Below are 25,746 nucleotides of genomic sequence, written 5' to 3' on the forward strand. Positions count from 1 at the left end.
CTTCTTCGCGGGCTTGCCCGCTCCCACAGGTGCTGCGCAAATTTCACTGATTACGCACATCCCTGTGGGAGCGGGCAAGCCCGCGAAGAGGCCGGCACAGACAACTCACCCTTTTTCATCCAGCAACGCCTGTATCACCTGCTCCTGCCCACCATAATCCCCCTCGCCAAAGTGCACATGGCGCACCTGCCCCTTGCGGTCGACAAAGTAATGCGCCGGCCAGAACTGGTTGCCCCAGGCATTCCACACCTTGTAGTCGTTATCCACCGCCACCGGATAAGCGATCCCCAGGCTGGCCACCTTGTCACGCAAGGTGCCTACATCGTGCTCGTAGTCGTACTCCGGGGTGTGCACACCGACCACCACCAGGCCCTGGTCGGCATAGCGCCGCGCCCATTCGTTCACATGCGGCAGGCTTCGCCGGCAGTTGATGCAGTCCCAGGTCCAGAAGTCCACCAGCACCACCTTGCCCTTGAGCCCGGGGCCATCCAGCGGCGCCGAGTTAAGCCACTGGCTGGCGCCGGACAGCGACGGCATGGCACCGTAGCTGTCGCGGGCCATCAGGTGCCCGCCCAGCCCCAGGCCCGCCAGCGCCAGGGCAATGCCGCCAACCTTCAACAACAAGCGGCGATCAATTCTCATGGCAACCGCCGGTGGCATAGGTGCGGTACTGCACGCTCTGTTGCTGGCCCTTGGAGTCGAGGTAGTCCATGCGGGTGTTCACCAGGCCGCAGGCGTCGCTCTGGTCATCCTGTATCGACAGCACTTTCTTCACATCCAGGTGGTCACCGTAGCGGTACTGCATGACCCCGCTGTTGTCCATCGGCATGGTGGAGGCCTGGGCGGCAATGGCGCCGAAGCTGAGCACGGCGAACAGGCTGGCACGGGCGAAGGTATTGAAGTTCATGGCATCTCTCCTGTGTAACGCTTGAGGGTGGGGAGTTGTGCTCCCCGGTCGAGAGCCATTTCACGCCGGCCAGGTATCCCGTATGTGTCGCCCGAAGCTGTGATGTGCTTCCTCCTGTGTCTGTACACCTGCCAGATACACTGCAATACAAACCCCCGCAGGCAAGCGCGAACGCGCTCGGTACACTGCGCCCATCCCCTCTTGCACAGGAACGCAGCGCATGGAACACGTCGATCACATCCTGATCGTCGACGACGACCGCGAAATCCGTGAACTGGTCGGCAACTACCTGAAGAAGAACGGCCTGCGCACCAGCATCGTCGCCGACGGCCGGCAGATGCGCGCCTTTCTCGAAGCCCACAGCGTCGACCTGATCGTCCTGGACATCATGATGCCCGGCGACGACGGCCTGCTGTTGTGCCGCGAGCTGCGCGCCGGCAAGCACCGCAATACCCCGGTGCTGATGCTGACCGCCCGCAACGACGAAACCGACCGCATCATCGGCCTGGAAATGGGCGCCGACGACTACCTGACCAAGCCGTTCTCGGCCCGCGAACTGTTGGCCCGCATCAACGCCGTGCTGCGCCGCACGCGCATGCTGCCGCCCAACCTGACCATCAGCGAAAGCAGCCGCCTGCTCGGCTTCGGCCAGTGGCGGCTGGACACCACCGCGCGCCACCTGCTCGACAGCGAAGGCACCCTGGTAGCCCTGAGCGGTGCCGAATACCGCCTGCTGCGGGTGTTTCTCGACCACCCGCAGCGGGTGCTCAGCCGTGAGCAGTTGCTCAACCTGACCCAGGGCCGCGAAGCCGACATCTTCGACCGCTCCATCGACCTGCTGGTCAGCCGCCTGCGCCAGCGCCTGGGTGACGACGCCCGCGAACCCAGCTGCATCAAGACCGTGCGCAGCGAGGGCTACGTGTTCTCGCTGCCGGTGCAACTGCTCGAGTCGCCATCATGAAGTGGCCACGTACCCTGGCCTCGCGCTTGGCACTGATCTTCTTCACCGGCCTGGTGCTGGCCTACGGCCTGTCGTTCGGCCTGCAAGCGTACGAGCGCTACATCAGCAGCCGCTCGATGATGCTCAGCACCCTGGAGCAGGACGTGGCCACCTCGGTGGCCATCCTCGACCGCCTGCCCGCGGCCGAGCGCGCCGCCTGGCTGCCGCGTCTGGAGCGGCGTACCTACCGCTACCGGCTGGACCAGGGCCTGGCGGGCGAAGCCATGCCGACCAGCGACCCGCCCATGGCCGCCGACTCGATCGTCAAGGCCATTGGTGCCGACTATCGGCTTTCCTTCCAGGAAATCCCCGGCCCGAATGCGCACTTCCAGGCACACCTGACCCTGGCCGATGGCGCACCGCTGACCATCGACGTTACCCCATCGCCGGTCCCGGTGGCACGTTGGCTACCCGTGGTGTTGCTGATCCAGTTGGCCGTGCTGTTGCTATGCACCTGGCTGGCGGTACGACTGGCGATCGGCCCGCTGACCCGCCTGGCCCGTGCGGTGGACAACCTCGACCCGGACAAGCCTGGCGTGCAGCTGGATGAAAGCGGCCCGCGCGAGGTGCGCTACGCCGCCGTGGCCTTCAACGCCCTGCAGGCGCGCATCGCAGCCTACCTCAAGGAACGTATGCAGTTGCTGGCGGCCATTTCCCACGACCTGCAAACACCGATCACGCGCATGAAGCTGCGTGTCGAAGTGATGGACGAAGGGGTGGAAAAGGACAAGCTGTGGAGCGACCTGGGTGAAATGGAACACCTGGTGCGCGAAGGCGTGGCTTATGCCCGCAGCATGGACACCAGCACCGAGGCCCCGTGCCGGGTCAACCTCGATGCCTTTCTCGACAGCCTGGTGTTCGACTACCAGGACAGTGGCGCCCAGGTCGAGCGCCATGGCAGCAGCGGCAGCCTGCTGGAAACCCGCCCGCATGCCCTGCGCCGGGTGCTGGTGAACCTGGTGGACAATGCCCTCAAGTTTGCCGGTGCTGCCGAACTGGAGGTGTGCCGCGAGGGCGACAGCACCGTGATCCGCGTGCTCGACAACGGGCCAGGCATACCCGGCGGCGAACTGGATGAAGTGCTCAAGCCGTTCTATCGCGTGGAAGGTTCACGCAACCGCAGCACCGGCGGCACCGGGCTGGGATTGGCGATTGCCCACCAGCTGATCCAGGCCATGGGCGGCCGACTGACCCTGAGCAACCGCGCAGGCGGTGGGCTGTGCGCGCAGATCGAGCTCAAATGACAGTTTGTGGGAGCGGCCTTGCGTCGCGATAGGGCTGCGCAGCAGCCCCAGGTTTTCAGCTTCGTCGCATGAATTGCCGGGGCCGCTTTGCGGCCCTTTCGCGACGCAAGGCCGCTCCCACAAAAAGCAGGTGGCGCTTGAGGTATCAGTACACTCCGATACACAACCCCACCACCGCCGACACACTGCAGATACCCCACCCCGACACACTCCCGGTCACACAACCACACCCGGGAGCCTCCCTGATGAAACCCCTCACCCTTCCCTCCGGCTGGAAGCTGTTCGCCACGCTCGCCGGCCTGACCCTGGCAATGACCGCCGTGGTCCTGGCCAGCCAACCTGATCCGGACGGCCTGCGCAGCGCGATCCGTGCCACTGCGCGCAGCTCCTTCGCGCTATTCCTGCTGGCCTTTCTGGCCTCGTCGCTGGTGACCTTGCTGCCTGGCACCAGCAGCCGCCGCATCCTCCAGGAACGGCGCTATCTGGGGTTGGCATTCGCCTTTTCCCACACCGTGCACGGCGTACTGATCTACCGCTATGCCCAGCAATTCCCCGAGCTGTTCTGGGCCGGCCGCACGTTCACTTCCAGCCTGCCCGGCACCCTCGGCTACCTGTTCCTGCTGCTGCTCACCATCACCTCGTTCAAGGCCCCGATGCGCCTATTGGGTGGCCGTGCCTGGCAGGCCCTGCACAGTACCGGCATGTGGGTACTGGCCGCGGTGTTCTGCCTGTCGTTCTACAAACGCATCCCCATGGGCGGCTGGTACCCGCTGGCGTTCGCCCTGATGTTCAGCGCCATCGCCGTCAAGCTCACCGCCAAGCTGGCCCGTCAGCAACGCCGTAACGCCCGTGCCCTTTCCTGAAGAGAGAAACCAGCATGACCACCTTGACCCGCACCCTGACCACCTTCGACCGCTTCGGTACCTGGAGCGCCGACCTGCCGTTGCGGCTGTTTCTGGCCTGGGAGTTTTTCGAATCCGGCTGGGAGAAATTCAATGGCAGCAACTGGTTCGCCGACCTGCAGGCGAACTTCCCGTTCCCCTTCAACCTGCTGCCTGCAGAGCTGAACTGGCAGCTGTCGATGTGGGCGGAGCTGATCCTGCCGTTACTGCTGTTGTTGGGGCTAGGTACCCGGCTGGCCTCGTTGGGGCTGATGGTGGTGACCGTGGTGGCGATTGCCGCGGTGCATTGGCCGGCGCACTGGTCGAGCCTGGCCGAACTGGCCCAAGGGTATGCGATTACCGACCAAGGCTTTGGCAACTTCAAGTTGCCGCTGATCTACCTGGTGGCGTTGCTGCCACTGCTGCTGAACGGGGCTGGGCGGTTGAGCCTGGATCACTGGCTCAGAGGGCGGTTCTGCAGGTGATATTGCCGGGGCTGCCTTGCAGCCCATCGCGACACAAGGCCGCTCCCACAGGGGATCGCGTACCTCTGTAGGAGCGGCCTTGTGTCGCGATAGGGGCGCAAGGCGCCCCCCGTACCCGCACTCAACATGTACCGATGATGACTCCCTGCTCGCGCAGCCCCTCCAGCAAGGCCAACCCCTCTCCCACAGCACCGCCCAACGCCTGCAACCGCGCCCGCCCACTGCCCTGCTCCAGCGCCAGCAACCGGTACGCCAGCGGCGCCAGGCGCGCGAAGCGCACCTTCAGCCCTGCATCGCGATAAACCAGTAACAAGGTCGGCGCCTCTGGCGCCACCGCTGGCTGGTAATCCGCCCCGATCCGCTCCACCGGCCAGCGATAGGCCAACACCCGCGCCACACACGACAACAGTGGCTCCCCTTCCAGCAGGTCGCCTGCCGGGTCATGGGCCGGGTCCTGCGCATCGCTCAGATACAACTGCGCCTCGACCCACTCATAGTGCGCCAGCTCCAGCTGCCAGGGCGCATCCAGCTCGACACCCTGCAGGTAGTCGACGAACGCCTCGGCAATCTCGGTGAACAACGGTGTCTGGCTGCGATAGTTGGCATAGAAGTCTCGCACTCGGGCATGCCAGCGCGGTTCGCCCAACGCCTGGCGCATCACCGGAAAACTGCCGGCCAGCAAACCTTCGATAGCACCATAGAAAAGCTCGCGGTAAACCTTCAGGCGCCGGGCCTCCACGCCCGGCGGCGGTGCATGGCGCTGCGGGTCACGCAGGTGTCGGGCCAAGGTGTACTGCTGCTCACGCAAGGTCTCATTCATCTGCATGCCCTCCAGAAGCACGCTGCACAGTACGGATGCGCGCCGTTTCGGCGAGCAGTTCGACCAGCGGCGGGTAGTTGAAATCACGCTCGAGTACCGTCGGTTGCACACCGAAACGCTTACAGGCGACCGCGTACAGCGCCCACACATCCTCCTTCACCGCAGCCCCATGGGTGTCTACCTTGAGGTCCGGCGCTTCATCGTAATGGCCAGCCACGTGCATGCCGGTCACCCGCGCCTGGGGCAAGCCCGCAAGGAACTCGCGGGCGTCGTAGCCGTGATTGCAGGCATTGACGAAGACGTTGTTGACGTCCAGCAGCAGGTCGCAGTCGGCCTCATCGAGTACCGCGCGGATGAACTCGAGTTCACTCATCGCCTGGTACGGTGCGGCGTAGTAGCTGATGTTTTCCACGGCAATGCGCCGCTCCAGGTATTCCTGGGCCTGGCGAATCCGCGCGGCCACATGGCGCACCGCTTCGTCGGTGAATGGAATGGGCATCAGGTCGTACAGGTGCCCGTCATCACTGCAGTAGCTCAGGTGCTCGCTGTACAGGCGCACCTGGTGGCGATCGAGAAACTGGCGGGTGTGGCCAAGGAAATGGCGGTCCAGCGGCTCGCTGCCACCCAGCGACAACGACAGCCCGTGGCAGGTAATGGCAAAACGCTCGGCCAACTGCGCCAGGCCCTTGCCGTAGGCACCGCCCACGGCAACCCAGTTTTCCGGTGCGCATTCCAGGAAGTCCACGGCGCCAGCCTCCATGGCCAGCAGTTCCGGCAGCAGGCCGCGACGCAGGCCTAGCCCTGCCTCTAAAGGTACAGGGGACAAAGATGTGGGGTGCATGAAAAGGTCTCCGCAACAGGCACAACGCCCCGCCTGACCAGCAGGAGGGGCGTTGCGCGGTTCATGGGGCAGAAGGTCAGGACTTGCCGGTCAGGTGGCTGAACAAGCCTTCGGGCATGGCCTTGCCATTAGCCTGGTAGATCGCCTTGAGGTGATCCGCCGCCTCCTGTTCGGAGATGAAGCCATCATGGTTGCTGTCGATCTTGTCGAAGTCGCCGGCACGGTCCTTGGCCACCGCCAGGAACTCGTCGCGCGAGACCTTGCCGTCGTGGTTGCTGTCGGTCTTGGCGAACGAGGCATCACCACACTTGCCCTCGCCACACTTGCCTTCGGCACCGGCCTTGGCGCTGGCGCCGCACTTGCCCTCACCGCATTTGCCTTCTCCCTGGGTGGCCTTGGCGCTGCCACCACATTTGCCTTCACCACACTTGCCCTCGCCGGCCACCTTGGCCGAAGCCAGCTGGTAACCCTGGGCCAACGGCTCGACGGCAAAGGCGCTGCTGCTCAATGCCATGCTGCCGATCAGGGCAGCGCCGAGCAGGCCGAGGGTGTTTCGTACTTGAGTCATGGTGTCGCTCCACTGTGGTTGGAATGTGGAGCCATTAGGCCGTTGCGGTATGTCGTGGATGTATCGCGCGGGGGGCGGTTTTGTATGGGAATGGGTCTGCAGCGTGGGCAGATACAGTGGGATACACGACGGCCCCAAGGTGCCTCGGGGCCGTCGTGCAGGGTCAGTCCTCCAGCGGCTTGGGCGGCGCGGCAGGTTTGGCGGGCTTGGCGGGCTTGGCGGGCTTGCTGTCCTTGGCCTTGGGTTCCGGTGCCGCCGCTGCCACAGGCTCCGGCGCCGACACGGCTTTTTCGCTGGCGGGCAGATCATCGACCGCCTTGAGGATCACTTGCGGGTCGATAGCCCCTCCCTCTTCGTCGTCCTTGAGCATGTGCCGCTCACCGTCCTTGCCCACCAGGATCACCTTGGTGCCTTTGCTGGCACCCAGCTTCAACTCGCGGATCAGGGCCATGGTGGTCTGCTGCTCGAGGTTCTTGTCCTCACGCTTGCCCATCATGTTGGCAACGCTGTACACCACCAGGTTGCGCTCTTTGAAGGCGGCCTGGGTGGCCGGGTCCTTGAGGGCCTCGTTCAACCCACGCAAGGTCGGGTCGGCGCTGCTGGGCGCAATGACGACCAAGGGCCTGGCCTTGCCCAGTTCCTTGGCCAGCGGCGCGTCACTGTCGGCAGCAAACACAGGGCCGACGAGCGCGAGCAAGGTGGCGAGGGTCAGTGACCGGACGAGCATGCGTATCTCCTTATTCTCTCGATAAACCAGAAGACTACAGATCAGGGCGAAAGATCCGACGGGCGAGCGTAAACCAGCACGAGGCCTCCATGTTTGAATGAACAGTAACCGGCGGTTACCAAGTGCGCTCATTCCCTGTCCCGAGCCCCCAAAATACGTCTATCACGCGTAAATTGAGCATAGTCCAATGCGCCCTTGTCATACCCACCGTCGCAGAGCCTCGTTGGTCAGTTGGAGTTCGGTTTGTTCCGTCCACTCATTGACCTGCGCCTGCAACCTTTCGGAGGACTTTGCATCAGCATCTTCCGCCAACTGGTCGTAAAAACGCTGCGGCACTTCCAGTTCGCGTACATAACGTCGCTCGAGATAATTTTTCCAGAACGGTTGCTGGGCCATCCACACCGGCAGCGATCCAGGCTCGTTAAGTCTTACCTGCTCAGCGGCGCGCATGACCGAAGCGTCATCCAGGTGCGGGATCGCGGGGTGGAGCATGCTTCGCGCGTTGTCAAGCAGGTCCAGCCTCTCGCGCAAGCGGATCGAGTAGGCAAGCACCCACTCGATGGACTCGCTCGCCCAACCAGCAGCCTCAGCCTCGCGCAAAGCGATGAAGTCAAGTTCCCTTTGCCTCCACAACTGCCGCGCCAGTTTCACCAGGACTTGTTCCTTGTTGCCAGAAGGGGCAGCCTGCTCGGCTTCCCACACATAGTATCGAATTTCAAGCTGCTGGAAGACAACCGTGGCATTGTCGGGGCAGTTCTCAACCAGTGCAAAGGGGAAAATTTCATTGGCCAGTGCTGGAGAGTTGTCCACCTTTTCCATCATGGTCAGAACGCGTGAGGCCAGCAATTCCCCATATCGAGGATGGGTGAAGTCTCGCGAGCGCGTGAGCTGTTTCAGCAGTCGCATGAAGTTCGTCACTCCATCCATTTGCTCGATACTGCTCCACAGGATACCCAGAATTTCGCGCCTATCGTCTTGCAGGCGGTTCAGGGGGTCCAGGGGGTGCAGGCGGTCCATCCACATAAACTTTTGAGGAACTGAACTATCCTCCGGAATTTTCCAGGCCGCCTGCGCATCTTCAGCCTGTTGCAGAAGCACAGAATTGCCTGACAGCGCCACGTAACCGTGTCGCCACAACGTGGACAGGATGAAGTTAGGGGGCAACAGAGAGATGGAATTGTGGGAAGCATCGAGCATGTACAACGTCTGACAATCCGTGATGCCCTCTGGCAGCAATACCAACCCGGCATTGCGCAGACGCAGTTCGGCCAACTGGCTCATCCCCGCCACAGAAAAGGTCATGTTCAAGCGGTTGTCCGAAAGGTTCAGGTAACGTAACCGGCTGCAGAGCCCAAGCGCTCGAGCCTGGGGTTCGTCCAGTGAGATGCGATTGCTGGACAAGTCGAGTATGCGCAGGTCATTGAGCAACGACAGGCTCTCTGGTAGACGTCGCAATTGGTTGTAACTCAGTTCCAGCGAGGTCAGATTGGGGAATGAAAGCAGGAATTGCTCTGGCACTTCTTTCAGCAACAGGCTACGCAGGGAAAGTTCGGTAATATGCGGGAAGCTGAAGAGTGGGCCCAATTCAGGCAATGAGCACAGGTCGCGCGGTTCGTAATGCCACACCAAAGCCGGACGTTCATCTTCAGGTGCAACTAGACCGGGTACCCGTTCCCGCCAGCATTGCATGAGTGCTTTGCGAAACCGCTTGCGCTCGGTTCGTTCGCCGACCAGCAACCCTCGCCGCTCCCAGCTTTTCAGGTGCTCGCTCAAACGGCGGGCCTGCTCTTCGAGCACACCGAGCTGGGTGTCGGTATCATGTCCCAAAACATGCAAGTTGGTCAGCCAGGCTTCGATCTGCTCGTCACTGTACGCTGGGTAAAGGTCGCGCAGACGCGCCTCGAACGCCCGGGGTCGGGACGCAGGCCGGGCAAAGCGTCCCTGGCTGCCGCCCAGCGGGTAGCCGACCCTGCCATCCTCCAGGCGCAGCGGCGCCAGCATCCATGGCTGTCGAGGGTTTTTGCCCAACACCTGAGCGAGTACCCTGCTGTGCCCGGGCATTTGCCGGGCCAACACTGCTCTCAAACCCGGGGCGTAGGGTTCAGTGATACCGAGTGCAGCATGATCGGCCGGGGCAAACGCAGCCGCCAAGGTCTCGAACAGCTCGCCGGGGCCGCGCAGCTCGATGCCTAGCGCATCTTCAAGCTCGAACTGCCCGTCGTCATGCAAAAGCCTGTAGTTCTGCCCGTCGCCAGCAGTAGTCATTATCGGCTGCGGGCTATCACCATCGTACAGCCGCCAGCGCGGCCTGGCCTCCCTGACATCCAGAGTCTCCAGCAGCGTCAGCGCGACCTTGGCCTGGTCCAGGGTTTGGGGCGTCTCGATGAACAGCGCCTCGCAGGCACGCGCAACACGTATGCGCAGTACGCTCAGCCTGGCCCTTTCGACCAGCCGAAACGGCACCGTGCCGCTGACCAGTGCCTGAAACTCCGCACCTTCTGCCGAAAGCTCACCCACAAGCTCGCGCGCCGCTCGGCGATGCAGGCTCGGGAATGCCTTGCGCAAGGTTGCCACCGCCGCATCGTCTGGCTCCTGCTGCCCGTCATACACCTGTTGAAACAGCTGGCGCCGCTTTGCCGAGACCTGCGCCGCCAATGCTGGCCCGCCCTGCTCGGTGACGCCAGGCAAGGCGCGGGCCTTCGCCAGCAACGGCGCGTCCTCCGGCACCCGCCCAAGCTTCAGATCGTCCAGCAGGGTTTGCAGCCGGCGGTCGATCAGTAGGCGCTCTACGGTATCGACCAGCTCGGCCTCAGGTGGCCGGCCGTACACATGCAGCGCCCGAAGATGGTCTGCATCCAGGGCATGGACGGCCATGGCCTGGTCAATCTGTTCATCATCCAGGCGAGCGAAACGCTCACCAAGGCGACGGAACATCCGGTGCTTGTCTGTCCAGCTGGCCGGTTGCTCGGTCCATAGCCGCCAGGCACCGGCGTCATTGTGACGCAACAAAGGCCCATGACCATCTCGTGGTGCCAGTTGCCACTCTTCATCTGCGCGCTGGACGATTTCATAGTTGTGGCCGTCCATGGTCATCCAGCTTCTGTCCTGGGCACGGTAGATGCCCATTTCATCGGCCACTTCCCCAGCGGGAGGTGCAGCGCTGCGAAACGGCACCAGGTCTCCATTCCAGAGCTTCTCGCTGCCGTCTTCCAGGCGCGCTGGCACCCACTGGTCCAATGCGGCCCAGGCCCGGCTCGCTTCCCGCCATACCACAGCGGTTACTCCGATCACGGCCAGGTCTTTGGTCACGTTGAGTACATGGTCCATTGCGGCGCTGGTATCGCCCTCGCGCCAGTCTTCCACGGCCTGGAACAACTCGCCCAGCAGGTCCCAGACCATTACCGCCAGCAGCAGTGCATTGAGTGCGGGGATGAACACGCCCGCCACGGTGGCCAGTGTCCAACCCTCGGCAACCAACCTTTGTTGATGGGCTTCCTGGGCCTTGCGATCCAGTTCTGACACCGGCGTGGCAATCAGCGCAGCATCGTCCTTGATATGGGCAATGCGCTCGTCGGCAAGGTGGGCGAACAAGGGTAGCGGGTAGTCCCGTATGTGCTGGTCCATTTCCCGGGTTGCCCAATCGGCGACGCTCACCAGGTCCTTGGCAACCCTGGAGAAGAACTGCTGGCTGTCGCGCCGGCGTACGAAGCGTTTGAAGAAATCCTGATAGCGCTTGTCTCGCAGACGCTTGCCCAAGACCTTACGGGTGAAGCTTTCCAGGTCGCGGCTTGCGGTCCAGGGACCGTGGGGGTCATCGGGAATGTAGACAAGGATCTTGCGGCTGACTTTGTCATGAAATAGATCGAGTATCACGATCTGTTGCAAATCGCAGCCGAACGCCTTGAGTTGCCGGGCCACCACTTTCGACTCGTACAACGTGCCAGGTCTGCCGTGCTTGCATAGCTCTAGCACCAGGTCCAGTTCGGCAGCACTCAGGACTCCATCACCTTTAGCCTTGCAGGCATCGATCAGCATGACCGAGCTGTAAAGCTGGGCAAGTGTCGAAGCCATGCTGCGCCAGCCGCTTGCCTGGCTGCTCGGCGCTTTGAGCACGCTGTCCAGGTGCTGTTGATAGCGCTTGCCCAGATCCAGCTGGCGGCACAAGCGTGCGAAGGCTGGTGCGGTTGGTGAGGCGAGCCGTCGCGACAGGCTGTCGACGATGCAGTTATCCTTGTGCTGCTCGTTCCGCCCCTCGCCCGGCGTGAAGTTGTCCAGTGCCGCCTCGATCAGCGGTACGTCGAAATAGTCCTTTTCCAAAACCGGATAGCGCCCCCACACGGTGCCCTGGCTGGGAGCGGTGTAGGTGTACCAGCGCCTGAAATACAGGCCATCGACATTTTCCCTGGTGCCGAATTCTTCCTGCATGGCGTGTTGCAGCAGCGGCTTGACGAAACGGTCGATGCCCTGGATGCGCGCAAGCTCCTTTTCCAGCCACTGTCGACAGGCCAGGCTGTCTTTCAACGCCTCGCGCAATGCAGCATGCTGCGATTCATACAGACCGTTGGCCGGGATGTTCTGCTCGGTCGGCGATACGATACGCAGCCGGCGAATCCATCTGGGCAGTCGCTTGACGATGAGGTTGTCCTGATAGGCCTGCTCCATGGCCAGCGTATCGGCAGTTGGCGGTTGTTCCTTGCTGGGTGTAGTCACGATGTTGCGCCTCGGGCTGATCAAAAGGCCCGACACTAGACGCAGGCTTGCCAAGCGATCAGCTAGATAGCTACCACCTCTTCAGAACAGCGCCAGCTGCTGGCCGGTCAACCCTTCGAAACTGTCGCCAACGAAAGGCAGGATGGCATCGGCCACCGGCTGCAGCTGCCGCGTCAGGTAATGCTCGTAGTCCACCGGCGCTTGCAGGTTTTCCAGGGGTTCTGGGCCCGCCAGGGTGATCAGATAGCTGATCCAGCCGCCGCGCTGGTATTGCAACGGGCGGCCAAGGCGGCGGTTGTAGTCATCGGCCAGCCGGGCCGCACGCACGTGCGGCGGCACATTGCGCTGGTAATCGGCTAGCGGCCGGCGCAAACGCTTGCGGTACACCATCAGCTCATTGAGCTCGCCCGCCAGGGTGCGCCGTACATAATCGCGCACATACGCCTGGTAAGGCTCCCCGCGGAATATCCGGCCATAAAGCTCCTGCTGGAACTCCCGGGCCAGCGGCGACCAGTCGGTACGCACCGACTCCAGGCCCTTGTAGACCATCTGCTCGCTGCCATCGGCCCGCTGCGCCAGCCCGGCGTAGCGCTTCTTGCTGCCTTCGTCCGTGCCGCGGATGGTGGGCATCAGGAAGCGCCGGTAATGCACCTCGAACTGCAGCTCCAGCGCACTTTCCAGGTTCATCTGCTCGCGCAGGTGTTCGCACCACCACAGGTTGACCTCGGCCACCAGCTCACGGCCGATGCGCGCTGCAGCCTCCTCGCCGTGGGCGCCCTTGAGCCAGACGAAGGTGGAGTCGGTATCGCCATAGATCACCTCGTAGCCCCTGGCCTCGATCAGCGCGCGGGTCTGGCGCATGATCTGGTGGCCGCGCATGGTGATCGACGAAGCCAGGCGCGGGTCGAAGAAGCGGCAGCCGCTCGAACCCAGCACCCCGTAGAAGGCATTCATGATGATCTTCAGCGCCTGCGACAGCGGCGCATTGCCCTCGCGCTTGGCTGCTTCCCGGCCCTGCCATACCCGCTCGACGATGGCCGGCAGGCAATGCTCGCTACGGGAAAAACGCCCACCGCGGAAGCCTTCCACTGAGTGTTCATCGTCGGGCAGGCGCAAGCCTTCGACCAGCCCCACCGGGTCGATCAGGAAGGTACGTATGATCGACGGGTACAGGCTCTTGTAGTCCAGCACCAACACCGAGTCGTACAGGCCCGGGCGCGAATCCATGACGAAGCCACCGGGGCTGGCTTCGTCGGGGCGGCTGCCGAGGTTGGGGGCGACGAAGCCCAGGCGGTGCATCTGCGGGATGTACAAGTGGCAGAACGCGGCCACCGAACCACCGCTGCGGTCCACCGCAAGGCCGGTGACCGAAGACCGCTCCAGCAGGAATTCGAGCAGGCGGGTGTGGGCAAAGATGCGCGTCACCAGCTCGCAATCCTTGAGGTTGTAGCGCGCCAACGCCGGCTTGTCCTCGGCAAAGCGGCGGTTGATTTCATCCATGCGCTGGTACGGCGTGTCGATGGCCTTGCCTTCTCCGAGCAAGGTCTGGGCGACACTTTCGAGGCTGAACGACGGGAAGCTCCAGGTCGCCGAGCGCAGCGCCTCGATGCCGTCGATCAGCAGCCGCCCCGGGGCATCGGCGAACACGTGGCCACCACCGGCATGGCTGCGCAAGGTCATCGGCGCGCCATTGCGCCCCAGTGCCAGCGGTACCTGCAGCAGCTTGGCGTGCTCGTGCAGCAGGCGCAGGTCGAACTGGATCAGGTTCCAGCCGATGATTGCATCCGGGTCGTGCTCGGCCATCCACTGGTTGAGGCAGGCCAGGATGTCGGCGCGGTCGGCGCAGTAGTGCAGGTCGAAGTCCAGGCCATCAGCCGTGCCGTTGGCCGGCCCGAGCATGTACACCTGGCGCTGGCCACAGCCTTCCAGGGCAATGCTGTACAGCTCGCCCCGCTCGCTGGTCTCGATGTCCAGCGACACCAGGCGCAGCGGCGGGCGATAACCCGGCAGGGGCTTGAGCTGGGCATCGCAGAGCACGCCTTGGGCATCCGGTTGGCCGGTGAACTGCACCGGGGCGGTGATGAAGCGCTCCATCAGGTAGCGCTCGGGCGGGCGAATATCGGCTTCGAACACCTCGATACCGGCCGTGCGCAGGCGTTGCTCCAGCTGCATCAGTTGCCGGTGCTGGCGGCAGTACAGGCCCAGCACCGGGCGCTGGTCAAAGTCCTTCAGCTGCAGCGGCCGCAACTCGACACCGGCTTCGTTGGCCAGCAGCACCCGCGCGTGTGCCTCCTGCGCCTGGGAGATGAATGCCACCGATACCTGCGGCGCCAGGCGCAGCTGCCGTGGCCCCTGGTCGGTGGCCAGCCAGAATTCCACGCAGGTGCCTTCGGGCGTGTCATGCCAATGTCGGGTCAGGACAAAGCCCTGCTGCAACTCCACCGCGTCGACCTCTGAATCGTTTGTTGAGCTGATTGCGGCGATTCTACCGCTGACGCACCGTCGCAGCGCATTTTTGTAGGAGAACGTCCAACCCATGGGGGTGCGCTGGCGCGCAGGTAACACCAATTGGCAAACGCGACGCGGCCACTGTGGGAGCGGGCATGCCCGCGAAGAATGCGACTCGATGGATGGCACCGGCTGCGCCGGTGTTCGCGGGCACGCCCGCTCCCACAGAGACCCTGCTAAATCAATCAGTTATGTGCAGTTATATGAGAGAACGTCCAGCCTTTTGGGTGCGCTGGCGCGCAGGTAACACCAATTGGCAAACGCGATGCGGCCCCTGTGGGAGCGGGCATGCCCGCGAAGAATGCGACTCGATGGATGGCACCGGCTGCGCCGGTGTTCGCGGGCACGCCCGCTCCCACAGAGACCCTGCTAAATCAATCAGTTACTTGCAATTCCCTAAGGCGCTCCACCGCCGGGCGTTTGCTCGAACGCGTATTCAACCGTACAGGTAATTGATGTCCTTGCAGGCCAGCGGTGGCACCTGGCCAAGCAGGAACTCGCGCAGCTTGTGCATCTGCCGCGCCTTGGGGCTGGCCTTGAGCCAGGTCATGTAATAGCCGTCGCCGGTGGCCACCGCGTGCTTGAACGGCGTGACCAGGCGCCCGGCCAACAGGTCGGCGCTGGCCAGCACCAGGTCGACCACCGATATACCCAGGCCTTGCTGTGCGGCCGAGATGCCCTGGTCGAGGGTATCGAACACTTGCCCGTGATCGATGCTGATGTCCAGCGCATCCATGCGAGCCAGCCAGCGCCGCCAGTCTCGTCGGTCAGGGGACGGGTGCAGGAATTCGCACTGGGCCAGGTCGGCAAGGTCCGGTTGTGCCTGGGCCATGTAATCCGGGTGGCACACCGGGATCAGCCATTCATCGAACAGCTTGAAACTCTCGATATCGGCGGGAAAACGCCCGTTGGCCAGGAGGATCGCACAGTCGTAGGGCTCGGAATAGAAGTCCACGCTGTCGATGTCCATCCACACGCTGGACAGCTGCACGCTGCAGTTGTCCTCGGTCTTCTTGAACGCATCCAGCGCCCGCAGCAGCCAGCGCACGGTGAGCGTGGACGGCGCCTTCAGGCGCAGGCCGTAGCGGTCCTGACGCAGCAGGGCGCAGGCATTTTCGATGATCTTGAAGCCAACCTTGAGTTCCTGCGCCAGCAGGCGGCCGTGCTCGGTCAGGGCCAGCTTCGGCCCGCGGCGTTCGAACAGGTCGCAGCCGAACATGGCTTCGAGGGTCTTGATGTGGTGGCTGACGGCGCCCTGGGTCAGGGCCAGCTCTTCCGCTGCACGGGTAAATGAGCCATAGCGAGAGGCCACCTCGAAGGCACGCAGCGCGTGCAAAGCCTGAATCCGTTCCGACATGGCGACGCCCCGAGCATGAGTAAGACTAATAGTAGGTCATAGTTCCACGCGTTTTACAACGCCAAGGACGTCTCGGAAAATGCGGGTAAATAATAAACATAACCAAGATCCTGCCTGCATGTGACTTGAACGTTCATCAAATTTACGCCTGGGGAAATCATGTCGACGGGTTATGGAACTTGCTATCGCCTGGATGCGCTAGAGCTGGCCGCTGACCATGTGCGCAACGCGCGACATTGGACCTACAAAGCCGTAGAACATTTTCGCAGTGTCCTCGCCAACCCCGAGTTCCCCTGCCTGTTCGGCCGCAAGGCGGTAAACGGCGCAACCTGCCACATCCTCTTCGCCCGCGCCGGGCAGCTGGCCGATGACATCGCCATGGGCCTGGCCGACTACGTGCGCACCGTCGCACCTATCCCACCCAAGCAGCGTATCGGCAGCCCACTGGTGGTGTTTCTCGAAACTGCCGCCGACTACACCCTGGCCGAGCAACAGGCGCTGGCCTGGAAGGTGTTGCGTGGCGTGCACGCGCGCGACCCGCATCCCTGGCCGCAGGGCATCCCGACCGACCCCGACGACAATGCCTGGTCGTTCTGCTTTGCCGGCATGCCGCTGTTCATCAACATGAACTTCCCCGGCCACCAGCAGATGAAAAGCCGCAACCTGGGGCCACACATCACCTTCGTCATCAACCCGCGGGCGAACTTCGACGAAGTGGCCAACGTCAACACCGAAAGCGGCCATCGTATCCGCGAACGCATCCGCGAGCGCGTGCACCACTACAACGACGGCGTCATGCCCGACACCCTTGGCTTCTTCGGCGATGCCGACAACTACGAGTGGAAGCAGTACCAACTGCAGGAGGCAGGGTCGCTCAACCCGTCCCGCTGCCCGTTCCACGCCCATGCCGTACAGCCGGCAACACCCGACATACTGATCGAGACCTGACCGTGAATACCGCACTCACCGCTACCTATGCCCTTACTGTCCTGCTACTGATCGCCACCCCCGGCCCGGTGGTGGCACTGATCGTCAACACCGCGGCCTCCTCCGGCTCACGCAAGGCCATGTTCACCGCTGTCGGCACCAACTGGGCATCACTGGTGCTGATCGGCGCAGCGGCCTGGATCATTCTCACCAGCGCCGCCATCGACAAGGCCTGGCTCAGTGCCATGAGCCTGCTGGGTTGCCTGTTCATCGGCTACATCGCCGTCGGCACGTTGCGGGAAGCCCTGCAGGCGCCTGCAGCCGAGGCGCCAAGCGACCTCGCCAAGCCTGGCCGCGGCGGGCTGCTGCAAGGTTTCATGGTGGGCATCTCCAACCCGAAGGACATCATCTTCTTCATCGCCTTCTTCCCGCAGTTCATCCAGATTACCGAGTCATTCGGCAAGAGCATGGTGGTGCTGTCGTTGCTGTGGGTGGCCATCGATTTTGCCGTGCTCAGCCTTTACATCTTCGCCATCGGCAAGATCGCCTCGCAACGCAGCAACCGCCTGATCAGCCTGGCCTCGGGGGTCGCCCTGCTGCTGATTGCCGCCGGCGGCCTGCTGTACAACGTCAGGGAGCTGGCGGCCTGAATGTGATGCACGGTGCCCGCTGCGAGAGAAGGAGAACCCATGACTGCGATTGACACGAGCCCTTCACCTTCGCCGTTGCAACAGGACTACCAGCGCTTTCTGCTGCTGGGCAGCCGGCGTGCCCCGCACACCGTGCATGTGCACGAAACCGGCTACCGCTCCGGCACCATCAACACCGATGCCCTGGGCCTGCGTTACAGCCATTGCGCCGGCAAGCGTTTTTCGGTAGCCGAACGCGGTGGTGCATCACGTATCAACCTGCTGGTCGGCGGTTCCGCCGCGCTGGGCATCGGAGCCAGCTCAGACGAACACACGGTGGCCTCGCACCTGTCGATGCTTACTGGCGAAGTCTGGCTGAGCCTGGCCGGCTGCGGGCTCAATGCGAGCCAGGAGCTGCTGATGTTCCTGACCCACCAGCACCGCCTTGGCCAGCTTGGCCATGTGGTGGTGCTAAGCGGCCTCAACACCCTGGCCCACGAAGCCCTCTGCGAAGTCCTCGCCAGCCTGAACGACCCGCGGCAAGCCAAGGCCTATCAGGACTTTCTCAACAGTTTCAGCGAAGGCATGCAGCCCACGACAACGCCACGCCGGCAATCGCTGTGGCGGCGCATCGGTCAGGCGTTGGCCACGCCCCCGGCCGTGACACCTGCCACCTGGTCGCTGTCGCCTCCGGAAAAACGCCTCACCCGGGCCGCCGACAACATTGGCCGGACCTTGCGCCAATGGGACCGGCTGCTGGCAGACAGCCATTCCACCCTCACCTTCATCCTGCAGCCGTTGCTGCCCTGGTGCCGGGATAGCCTGCCCGCTGGCGAGGAGGCAATGCTGAATGCGCTGCAGCGGCAACCGGCGAATTTCGACCGGCTGCTGGACGGCGCATTCGACAGCCAGTTGCACTCGGCCTTCTTCCGCCGCATCAAGAGCCAGGCCGACCCGGTGCCTTGCTACGACATGAATTGCATGCTCAGCAGCTCGCCGGTGTTCGGCGCCGACCTGTTCATCGATCGCCTGCATCTGAACGATCTGGGCAACAATGCCCTGGCCAAGGTCATTACCGCCAAGCTTGGCCTGGCCCAAGAAAAACATGCCCAGCGCAAGGTCACACCGATCAAGCTCGTCTGACAGTTGCCGGGTGGTCTTCCGGCCAGGCCCTTTGGGTGGCTAGAATAGGCCGTCGTTCCGATCTGCCCGAGGCGCACGCTTGACCGCCATGAACATCGAAGCCATCCATCAGTACCTGGCACCCCTTGGGGCTTGCCTGTGAGCCGCATGCTTCGCTTGCCCCCACTGTTGATCGCCCTGATGCCACTGGCTGCGCACTCGCTGGAAGTGCGCATCGACCCTCATGCCGACCTGCTCTACCGCCAGGCCTTGCCCCTGCTGGAGCAGGCCGACAACCAGGACGACGGCGCCAGCACGCTGCGTACGACCGTCGGCGGCGACCCGGAGCTCAGCCGCCAGGGCCAGGCCATGGCCCACACCCTGCCGACCGCGGTCGCCTTGCTGAAAAAGTCCGTGGAGCTGGGCCACCCGGTCGCACAGTACCGCCTGGCGCTGTACTACATGACCTACCTGCCCGCCGCGCAAATCCCGGATGCCGCCTGCCCGTTGCTCGAAGCCAGCCTCAGGCAGGGCTTTGCCGCACCGGCGCCGGCCATCGCCACCTGGTGCCCTCCCTACAACGCCAGCAGCGAGTACCGTACTGCGCTGGAGGCCATCCCCAACATGGCCACCGTGTATGCGCCCTACTACCCGCAACCGGCCACGCACCTGGCCTGCAACCGCAACCGGCCACAAGGCCTGGAAATGCAGTGGGGGCGCCAGCGCGACTACCAGGCCGAGGTATACCGCCTGCTCGGCGACCTGGACCCGCAGCACCGCCAGAGCCTGCTGCAGAAGGCTGTGGATACCAACGGCTGCGTGACGGCGCAGCAGCACCTGACCAGCCATCCCTGACCATCAGCAGTCGCGAACCTCTGTGGGAGCGGCCTTGTGTCGCGAAAGGGGCGCGCAGCGGCCCCACGATTTCAGCTTCGCTGCAAATATTGCCGGGGCCGCTCTGCGGCCCTTTCGCGACACAAGGCCGCTCCCACAAGGTCGAGACCAGCAAGATCGTTCAAGCCATCCCCCGCCCCGTCTGGCATGCTGGCCTGCCAAGTACACGCACTGCAGCCACCATGCCCCACATCGCCCGCCAAGCCTTTCTCCACGGCGCCATCGCCATTCTCCCGTTGTCCCTGGCCGTTGCCCCCTGGGGCCTGCTGGCTGGCTCCATGGCCATCGAGGCCAACCTCAGCGCCTGGGAGGGGCAAGGGCTTTCGGCCATCGTCTTCGCCGGTGCCGCGCAACTGGTGGCGATCGGCATGCTCAAGGGCGGCGCCAACCTGGCGTCGATCCTGTTGACTACCCTGCTGCTGACCTCGCAGCACCTGCTGTATGGCCTGACGATGCGCCCGGTGCTGTCCAGCCAGCCGCTGCGCTGGCGCCTGGGCCTGGGCTTCCTGCTCACCGACGAGTTCTTCGCCCTGACCAGCCAGTACGACCAGCAGCAGTTCAACCGCTGGTACGCCCTGGGCGTGGGCCTGACCTTCTACGTCGCCTGGAACCTGTTCACCCTGGCCGGCATCCTGCTGGGGCAGAATATTCCGCACCTGGACCAGCTCGGCCTGGACTTTTCCATCGTCGCCACTTTCGTCGCTCTGATCGCGCCACTGGTGCGCAACCTGGCCACACTTGTATGCGTGGCAGTGTCGCTGTTCTGTTCGGTGCTGTTCAGCTACTGGCACTGGGAAACCGCCTTGGTGGCCGCAGGCCTGCTGGGCATGAGCGCCGGTTTCGTCTGCCAGAAATTCGCCGGAGCCCGCGCATGACCTGGGTCCTGATTTTTGCCATGGGCGCCATCGTGTTCCTCAACCGCTATGCGTTCCTGGAGCCGCGCCTGCCCTTGCGCCTGAGCTCCAACGCCAGGCAGTTCCTCGGCTTTGCCGTGCCAGGCATGCTCACCGCGATATGCGGCCCGATCATCTTCATGCCCGAGCACCAGCTGGACCTGAGCCTGCTCAACCCTTACCTGCTGGGTTCGCTGGTGGCCATCGCCCTGGTGCTGTTGACCCGCAGCGTGTTGCTGAGCATGCTGGTGAGCATGTTGATCTTCTTCCTCTTGCGCAGCTGGCTGGCATGAGCACGCCCCTGCGCGAACAGACACACCTCTGGCAGGCGCCGGCACTGGGCGACGTCGAGATGCTGCACGCGCGCTATTTCCAGCAGCGCTTCGCCCCGCATGTGCATGAAGGCTATGTGTTCACCGTGATCGAGTCGGGCGCCCAGCGCTTCTGGCATCGCGGCAGCGAGCACCTGGCGCCGGTCGGCAGCATGGTGCTGATCAACCCCGACGAGCTGCACACCGGGGCCACCGCCCACGAAGCGGGCTGGCGCTACCGAGGGTTCTACCCGGAACATGAACGGGTAACTGGGGTGCTCGACGAACTGGAACTGGGCCGCCACGGCATGCCCAGCTTCAAGGACAGCGTGATCCACGACTCGGCTCTGGCGCTTGCCTTCAGCCAGTTGCACCAGCTGTCCGAAGCCGGCGCCAGTGCCCTGCAGCAGCAGACCGCCTGGCGCCAGGCGGTGCTGGCCCTGGTGCAACGGCACGGGCAATGCGCCGAACCTGCCGCCCCTGGCCACGAACCGCTGGCAGTGGCCCGCGCCCGTGAGCTGCTGGAAAGCCAACTGGCCGACCCACCCTCGCTCGAAGCTCTGGCGGCGGCTGTCAACCTGTCACCGTTCCACTTCGCCCGGGTGTTCCGCCAGGCCACCGGCCTGCCGCCACATGCCTGGTTGAAACAGCGGCGCCTGGCCCGTGCGCGGGAAATGCTCAAGCTTGGCTGGGCTGCCTCGGACGTGGCGTTCGACCTGGGCTTTGCCGACCAGAGCCATTTGAGCCGGCAGTTCAAGCAGGCTTACGGTGTGTCGCCGGGGGCCTATCGGCAAGCATGTGTTCATTCGATCGTGCCAACCAAGCGACTCAAAACGCCAGCTCGAGCTGCAAGGGGTCCGGCAGACTCCTTCGAATCCTGACGGCAACACCTACCAGACGCACCGCTCGCCCTTGCCGTTTGGTATCCCAAAGCATGCGACATAGCCCCTGTATGACCTGCGGCTGTAAAGTCAGGGCGGGCGCCTCGGCACTGGCAATGGAGAAATCGGAGAACTTGAGTTTGACCAGATTCCTGACAATGGGCGGCGTAGGGCCAAGCGCTTCCAGGCGGATGGTTAAGGCCGCCAGCAATCCATCCAGCTCTCTGGCACAACTGGCAAAGTCATCACAGTCGCTGGGCAACGTATGTTCGACTCCCAAGGACTGGACACCTCCGGGCTTCCCTTCATAGCCCTCCAAGCCTCGGCAACGCTCCCACACATAGAAACCGTGCGCACCAAGGTGCCGCAACAGAGCCGGTATCATGTCGTCAGTAACATCAGTACATTTCAGACATCCTAAAGCCTGCAACACGCCCCATGTCCTGGGCCCCACCCCAGGGATCTTGCGAATATCCACATTGGCGAGAAAAGCCTGCACCTGATCGGGTGCAATGACGAACTGGCCATTGGGTTTGTTCACTTCCGAGGCCATTTTCGCCAGATACTTCAAAGGCGCGACACCCGCGGAGGCTGTCAACTGCAGTTCCTGCTCGATCGTAGCCCGGATGCGGCTTGCCATATGCGTTGCCGAACCGTTGCAGTGCATCTGCCCTGTCACATCCAGCGTGGCCTCATCCAGCGAGAAAAACTCGACGCCTGGGGTATAGCGCCGAAAAATGTCCTCCAGCCTGCGAGTCACTGCCTCATACCGCTCGAAGCGCACAGGCAATAGCACCAAATCCGGACATAGACGTTGCGCAGTGGCAGTTGCCATTCCGCTTCTGACACCAAACCGCCTGGCAACATAGTTGGATGTACTGATCACTCCCCTGTCTATCGCCTTGCCACCGACAGCGACCGGCCGCCCACGCAGCCATGGGGCATCCAGCAGTTCGACGGCGACGAAGTAGGAGTCCATGTCGACGTGAATGAACTTACGTCCTTGACCTTGCGGTTGCGTGAGTGCGCCACCCAGCGGTTGAGAGCGTTCAGTCAAGCACGAACACTCCGAACAAGACCGAACCATCGGCATCGCCAATCCTGTGCACACCCTGAATGTGCGGCGCGAATTCGGGGTACTGCGCAGACAAATCCTCCACTGCTTGCAGATAGCCAACCAACGTAGCTGTCCAGCACTCACCGGGAGTGATGCACATGATCCCGGGTGGGTAGGGAATAACGCCTTCGGCCGCAACCCTGCCTGCAACCTCCGAGATCCTCTGCAAGCTGGCCTCTCCACGCACGAACCGTTGGTTGGCCTGGTAAGGGGAGCAATTTTCCTGCGCAGCGCCCATGGCACTGAAAATCTCACTCTGCCGCAGCTCAACCTGATGTATGCGATAGAGCGCTCTGATGCGCTCCCCTAGCTCAGCGATGGACAGGCCCTGATAGGGTGCCGAAGCCGCACGTAGCGAAGGCAGCAGTTGCAGCACCGCAGTGCCATTGAGCCAATGCGCTTCGAAATCCTCCAAAGCGCCCACCAACCTGTTCAAGGTGGCACTGTCGCTGGACGGTGTCATCAGCAGGGTAAACGTGAAGAAGTCTGTTTTCTCCGGAGTAAAACCGCAATCTCGCAGATACTGGGCAACAATGCATGCCGGAATCTCTGACTGCCCTCGGGTGGTGAAGATGGCTTTGCATGGGTCGACATAGTGCAAGCCAGGCTCTATGGCCAACACACCCTGCGCCTGGTATTCAAGCGAAGTCTGCAATACAGGCGGCATCAGTGGCCGGATCAACCGACAACGGTGTACGACCTGATCGCGCAACGCCTGCGCAGTGGCCAGCGCTTGCCGCCAGTGGCGCTCGCCCTCACCGTCGGCGAGTATGGCTGCATTCACTTCCAGCGACATGAACAAGGGATACGACGGGCTGGTCGAAGCGTGCTGCATGAATGCTGCGTTGAACATTGGCCGTGTGCAATAACGGCGCAGGTGGCTGATATGCTGGTCTTTCTTGTGAATCTGTGAAGTCTGGGAAAGCCCTGACATCTGCTTGTGCACCGATTGCGTCACAACAATGCCGGGAGAGCTGTCAGTCAATTGCACGCCCAGCGGCGATAAATCGGCCAGTGCGGGAACGAAAGGTTCATACCCAGCCCAGGCGCCATCGAACAGTACGTATTCACATAGATGCCCAATTCGCGCCAATATTGCCGCAGCATCGACCACCACCCCATCACAAGTCGCCTGCTGGATTACCGCCAGACGAAAGGGCCTGGGTTCTCCCGCCCGGCGCTCACAGATCTGCCCCACCCGGCTGCGCAAGTGGCCCTCATCCAGGGCACCTACTCGGTAGCCACCCAGCAGCCCCCGCTCATCTCGCACATTATCCAGGTACACCGGCAAAGCGCCGCACTGGACCAAGGCACCGAGAAACACCGACTTGTGGTTGTTGCGATCCATCAGCACCAGGTCGCCAGCTGCCAACAGCGCACTGGCAACGACCTTGTTGGCAGTGGACGTGCCATTGAGCACGAACCAGGTATCGTCAGCACCAAAAACCCTTGCAGCCAATTGCTCGGCCTCTTGGACCGGGCCTTCGTGGCCTAATACATCACCCAGTTCAGGCGCTGCATGGGGTACATCCACGTGGAACACTTCAGGCCCCAGCAACTGCCTGAAACGGGCTCCAGCGGGATGCTGCTGCAAACAGGCTCCTCCCTGGTGACCTGGGCAGGCAAAGGTTGGCCGACGCATGTCGACAAAAGACGCAACCGCACGTGTGAAGGGAGGCAGTACCTGGTGTTCAAAGGTGAGTGCAGCCGCCATTAGCCGGGCCCTGTCAGGCTCCGACAGCGGCACGCTCAGCCTTCGCTCATCGCCGTCTGCCAGGCCATTCACACCTTCCGAGGCAATGAAAAGTGGTAAACGCCAGCGCGTAACCGCCTCAAGTACAATCGCTTGCAGCGCATCCTCCGGCGTCAAGAACAAGGCAGAAGCGAGTGCGAGATTAGCTGACGTATGAAAGGGCGCAGTCAGCACACCGTCCCATGCGTCAACATCGAGCGCCACGCTATATACGATTGTCGGGGTCATCGGCATTTCCTTTCAGGTTCCAGTGCACAGGCGCGATGAACAGCATCAGCGTCATCCAGATGAAGGTTGCCGGCCCCGCAAGCACAAACACCAAACTGGCAACCAGGCCTGAAACGGCATCACCAATGACGGCCGTGAAGTAATAAAGGGAAAAATTCCTGCCCACCTCATGCTCATTCGACAAGCACTGGATGTTGGTCACGATAGCGATATCGACAAACGCACCGATCAAGCCGACCAGGAACAAGACCGACAGAAACAGCCAGCTGTTGATCTGCAGCGCCACTGCTGCAGCCAAAAACAATGCGCCGTATAGCAGCCAATAACGCAACACCAATCGTGCGGTTGTGCGCGGATTGAAACGTGTGTAGAGCACGCCCCCCAGAACAGTACCCGCTGCAAGCAATGAAAGTACGTAACCTACCGCTGCCTCGGAAGCGAAATGCTCCAGCACCGAAGCCGGAAGGATGAAGCGAATGACCGACGTGGCAAACATCGCGCAGAGCGTGGTGCAACCAATAACGGCAAACAACGGTGCATTGTTGCCCCTTAGCTGACATACACTGCGTGCAGCATCGCGGACGATGGCACGCCCATCGAAGGCTTGCCTGGCACTTTGCCCACCTGGCCCCAATGTGGCGATGGAGATAGCCGACAGCACCAGACATGTCGCAAAAAACAAGAACGTTGCTTCGCGAGAAAGCACTATTACGCAGACCGAAAAAACCAGCGGGCCGATAATCGAGGCAGCATCCTCGATCACCTGGACACCGCTGTTGACCGAGGCCAACTGGTCCGTTGCGACAATGTCCGGAAAATACGCGCGAAATGTCGGCACATAGAGGCACTCGAGCGCCGTCATGACCATTGCAAGACCAACCAATACAGGGCGGTTGCAGGAGCTGAGTGCAACACAGTTACTGGATTGAGGCGGGAGCCTCGT

Annotated in this window: 23 protein-coding genes; 11 read left to right on the forward strand and 12 right to left on the reverse strand. The window is 62.7% G+C overall.

Going from position 1 to position 25,746, the window contains the following annotated elements; all coding sequences use genetic code 11:
• Window positions 1–105 precede the first annotated feature (105 nt).
• Window positions 106–621 (reverse strand): thioredoxin family protein, encoded by a 516-nt coding sequence (locus tag MJ643_RS11635; protein WP_038410389.1) that lies wholly within the window; start codon window positions 619–621, stop codon window positions 106–108.
• Between the two features lie 10 nt (window positions 622–631).
• Entirely contained in the window at window positions 632–907 is a 276-nt protein-coding gene (locus MJ643_RS11640) for a DUF2790 domain-containing protein (protein ID WP_024086662.1), read from the reverse strand.
• Window positions 908–1,127: 220 nt separating this feature from the next.
• Between MJ643_RS11640 and MJ643_RS11645 the strand changes: the two genes are divergently transcribed.
• From MJ643_RS11645 to MJ643_RS11660, 4 genes are all read left to right on the forward strand, one after another.
• Entirely contained in the window at window positions 1,128–1,868 is a 741-nt protein-coding gene (locus MJ643_RS11645) for a response regulator (protein WP_196184733.1), read from the forward strand.
• Entirely contained in the window at window positions 1,865–3,151 is a 1,287-nt protein-coding gene (locus MJ643_RS11650) for a HAMP domain-containing sensor histidine kinase (RefSeq protein WP_024086661.1), read from the forward strand. The genes MJ643_RS11645 and MJ643_RS11650 overlap by 4 nt, the downstream gene beginning before the upstream one ends.
• Before the next feature lie 245 nt (window positions 3,152–3,396).
• Entirely contained in the window at window positions 3,397–4,014 is a 618-nt protein-coding gene (locus MJ643_RS11655; protein WP_013971970.1) for a ferric reductase-like transmembrane domain-containing protein, read from the forward strand.
• 14 nt (window positions 4,015–4,028) lie between these two features.
• Complete coding sequence (locus MJ643_RS11660; RefSeq protein WP_013971969.1) at window positions 4,029–4,517, forward strand: DoxX family protein; 489 nt, start codon at window positions 4,029–4,031, stop codon at window positions 4,515–4,517.
• A 121-nt stretch (window positions 4,518–4,638) separates the two neighbouring features.
• On the opposite strand, the gene MJ643_RS11665 is transcribed toward MJ643_RS11660, so the two are convergent.
• The 7 genes from MJ643_RS11665 to MJ643_RS11695 all read right to left on the reverse strand — a co-directional run bounded on the left by MJ643_RS11665 (window position 4,639) and on the right by MJ643_RS11695 (window position 16,048).
• A complete protein-coding gene (locus MJ643_RS11665) occupies window positions 4,639–5,337 on the reverse strand; it encodes a putative DNA-binding domain-containing protein (protein ID WP_013971968.1) in 699 nt (232 codons plus the stop codon).
• Entirely contained in the window at window positions 5,330–6,178 is an 849-nt protein-coding gene (locus MJ643_RS11670) for a DUF692 domain-containing protein (RefSeq protein WP_023663502.1), read from the reverse strand. Before MJ643_RS11670 ends, MJ643_RS11665 begins: the two co-directional genes overlap by 8 nt.
• Window positions 6,179–6,254: 76 nt before the next feature.
• Window positions 6,255–6,746, reverse strand: coding sequence for a hypothetical protein (locus tag MJ643_RS11675; protein WP_013971966.1), 492 nt, complete (start codon window positions 6,744–6,746; stop codon window positions 6,255–6,257).
• Between the two features lie 163 nt (window positions 6,747–6,909).
• Window positions 6,910–7,473: a DUF4174 domain-containing protein gene (locus MJ643_RS11680; protein ID WP_024086659.1), complete on the reverse strand. Its 564-nt coding sequence runs from the start codon at window positions 7,471–7,473 to the stop codon at window positions 6,910–6,912.
• Between the two features lie 198 nt (window positions 7,474–7,671).
• Window positions 7,672–12,135, reverse strand: coding sequence for an NEL-type E3 ubiquitin ligase domain-containing protein (locus tag MJ643_RS11685; RefSeq protein ID WP_044039640.1), 4,464 nt, complete (start codon window positions 12,133–12,135; stop codon window positions 7,672–7,674).
• A gap of 129 nt (window positions 12,136–12,264) precedes the next feature.
• On the reverse strand, window positions 12,265–14,625 hold the full coding sequence (locus tag MJ643_RS11690) for a DNA polymerase II (RefSeq protein WP_024086657.1): 2,361 nt from the start codon (window positions 14,623–14,625) through the stop codon (window positions 12,265–12,267).
• Between the two features lie 502 nt (window positions 14,626–15,127).
• Window positions 15,128–16,048: a LysR substrate-binding domain-containing protein gene (locus tag MJ643_RS11695; RefSeq protein WP_024086656.1), complete on the reverse strand. Its 921-nt coding sequence runs from the start codon at window positions 16,046–16,048 to the stop codon at window positions 15,128–15,130.
• A gap of 159 nt (window positions 16,049–16,207) precedes the next feature.
• Between MJ643_RS11695 and MJ643_RS11700 the strand changes: the two genes are divergently transcribed.
• The 7 genes from MJ643_RS11700 (at window position 16,208) to MJ643_RS11730 (ending at window position 21,705) form a co-directional block, all read left to right on the forward strand.
• On the forward strand, window positions 16,208–16,996 hold the full coding sequence (locus MJ643_RS11700) for a YqcI/YcgG family protein (RefSeq protein ID WP_013971962.1): 789 nt from the start codon (window positions 16,208–16,210) through the stop codon (window positions 16,994–16,996).
• 2 nt (window positions 16,997–16,998) lie between these two features.
• Window positions 16,999–17,625, forward strand: coding sequence for a LysE family translocator (locus tag MJ643_RS11705; protein WP_024086655.1), 627 nt, complete (start codon window positions 16,999–17,001; stop codon window positions 17,623–17,625).
• A 39-nt stretch (window positions 17,626–17,664) separates the two neighbouring features.
• Entirely contained in the window at window positions 17,665–18,747 is a 1,083-nt protein-coding gene (locus MJ643_RS11710; RefSeq protein WP_024086654.1) for a hypothetical protein, read from the forward strand.
• Window positions 18,748–18,885: 138 nt separating this feature from the next.
• Window positions 18,886–19,581, forward strand: a complete 696-nt coding sequence (locus tag MJ643_RS11715; protein ID WP_013971959.1) for a hypothetical protein — start codon at window positions 18,886–18,888, stop codon at window positions 19,579–19,581.
• A 221-nt stretch (window positions 19,582–19,802) separates the two neighbouring features.
• Complete coding sequence (locus MJ643_RS11720) at window positions 19,803–20,495, forward strand: AzlC family ABC transporter permease (RefSeq protein WP_013971958.1); 693 nt, start codon at window positions 19,803–19,805, stop codon at window positions 20,493–20,495.
• Window positions 20,492–20,806 carry an AzlD domain-containing protein gene (locus MJ643_RS11725; RefSeq protein WP_013971957.1) on the forward strand — a complete coding sequence of 105 codons (315 nt, stop codon included), beginning with the start codon at window positions 20,492–20,494 and terminating at the stop codon, window positions 20,804–20,806. Before MJ643_RS11720 ends, MJ643_RS11725 begins: the two co-directional genes overlap by 4 nt.
• Window positions 20,803–21,705 carry an AraC family transcriptional regulator gene (locus MJ643_RS11730; RefSeq protein ID WP_013971956.1) on the forward strand — a complete coding sequence of 301 codons (903 nt, stop codon included), beginning with the start codon at window positions 20,803–20,805 and terminating at the stop codon, window positions 21,703–21,705. Before MJ643_RS11725 ends, MJ643_RS11730 begins: the two co-directional genes overlap by 4 nt.
• Here MJ643_RS11730 and dinB read toward each other — a convergent pair.
• From dinB to MJ643_RS11745, 3 genes are all read right to left on the reverse strand, one after another.
• Entirely contained in the window at window positions 21,653–22,762 is a 1,110-nt protein-coding gene (gene dinB / locus MJ643_RS11735) for a DNA polymerase IV (RefSeq protein WP_024086653.1), read from the reverse strand. The genes MJ643_RS11730 and dinB overlap by 53 nt on opposite strands.
• The gene (locus MJ643_RS11740) at window positions 22,755–24,803 is read right to left on the reverse strand and encodes an ornithine decarboxylase (RefSeq protein WP_024086652.1); all 2,049 of its coding nucleotides are present in this window, start codon (window positions 24,801–24,803) and stop codon (window positions 22,755–22,757) included. The genes dinB and MJ643_RS11740 overlap by 8 nt, the downstream gene beginning before the upstream one ends.
• Window positions 24,781–25,746 (reverse strand): MFS transporter (locus MJ643_RS11745; protein WP_247726812.1); only part of this gene is annotated, 966 nt, incomplete at its 5' end. The genes MJ643_RS11745 and MJ643_RS11740, both read right to left, overlap by 23 nt.

This window comes from Pseudomonas sp. PNPG3 (genome assembly GCF_023093815.1).
GTDB classification, from domain to species: Bacteria; Pseudomonadota; Gammaproteobacteria; order Pseudomonadales; family Pseudomonadaceae; genus Aquipseudomonas; species Aquipseudomonas asiatica.

Bases quoted from the DNA above. Each gene is read 5' to 3' on its own strand.
- MJ643_RS11640 (WP_024086662.1), bottom strand. From the start codon at position 907: ATGAACTTCAATACCTTCGCCCGTGCCAGCCTGTTCGCCGTGCTCAGC.
- MJ643_RS11645 (WP_196184733.1), top strand. From the start codon at position 1,128: ATGGAACACGTCGATCACATCCTGATCGTCGACGACGACCGCGAAATC.
- MJ643_RS11650 (WP_024086661.1), top strand. From the start codon at position 1,865: ATGAAGTGGCCACGTACCCTGGCCTCGCGCTTGGCACTGATCTTCTTC.
- MJ643_RS11655 (WP_013971970.1), top strand. From the start codon at position 3,397: ATGAAACCCCTCACCCTTCCCTCCGGCTGGAAGCTGTTCGCCACGCTC.
- MJ643_RS11660 (WP_013971969.1), top strand. From the start codon at position 4,029: ATGACCACCTTGACCCGCACCCTGACCACCTTCGACCGCTTCGGTACC.
- MJ643_RS11665 (WP_013971968.1), bottom strand. From the start codon at position 5,337: ATGAATGAGACCTTGCGTGAGCAGCAGTACACCTTGGCCCGACACCTG.
- MJ643_RS11670 (WP_023663502.1), bottom strand. From the start codon at position 6,178: ATGCACCCCACATCTTTGTCCCCTGTACCTTTAGAGGCAGGGCTAGGC.
- MJ643_RS11675 (WP_013971966.1), bottom strand. From the start codon at position 6,746: ATGACTCAAGTACGAAACACCCTCGGCCTGCTCGGCGCTGCCCTGATC.
- MJ643_RS11680 (WP_024086659.1), bottom strand. From the start codon at position 7,473: ATGCTCGTCCGGTCACTGACCCTCGCCACCTTGCTCGCGCTCGTCGGC.
- MJ643_RS11685 (WP_044039640.1), bottom strand. From the start codon at position 12,135: ATGGAGCAGGCCTATCAGGACAACCTCATCGTCAAGCGACTGCCCAGA.
- MJ643_RS11695 (WP_024086656.1), bottom strand. From the start codon at position 16,048: ATGTCGGAACGGATTCAGGCTTTGCACGCGCTGCGTGCCTTCGAGGTG.
- MJ643_RS11700 (WP_013971962.1), top strand. From the start codon at position 16,208: ATGTCGACGGGTTATGGAACTTGCTATCGCCTGGATGCGCTAGAGCTG.
- MJ643_RS11710 (WP_024086654.1), top strand. From the start codon at position 17,665: ATGACTGCGATTGACACGAGCCCTTCACCTTCGCCGTTGCAACAGGAC.
- MJ643_RS11720 (WP_013971958.1), top strand. From the start codon at position 19,803: ATGCCCCACATCGCCCGCCAAGCCTTTCTCCACGGCGCCATCGCCATT.
- MJ643_RS11725 (WP_013971957.1), top strand. From the start codon at position 20,492: ATGACCTGGGTCCTGATTTTTGCCATGGGCGCCATCGTGTTCCTCAAC.
- MJ643_RS11730 (WP_013971956.1), top strand. From the start codon at position 20,803: ATGAGCACGCCCCTGCGCGAACAGACACACCTCTGGCAGGCGCCGGCA.
- MJ643_RS11740 (WP_024086652.1), bottom strand. From the start codon at position 24,803: ATGACCCCGACAATCGTATATAGCGTGGCGCTCGATGTTGACGCATGG.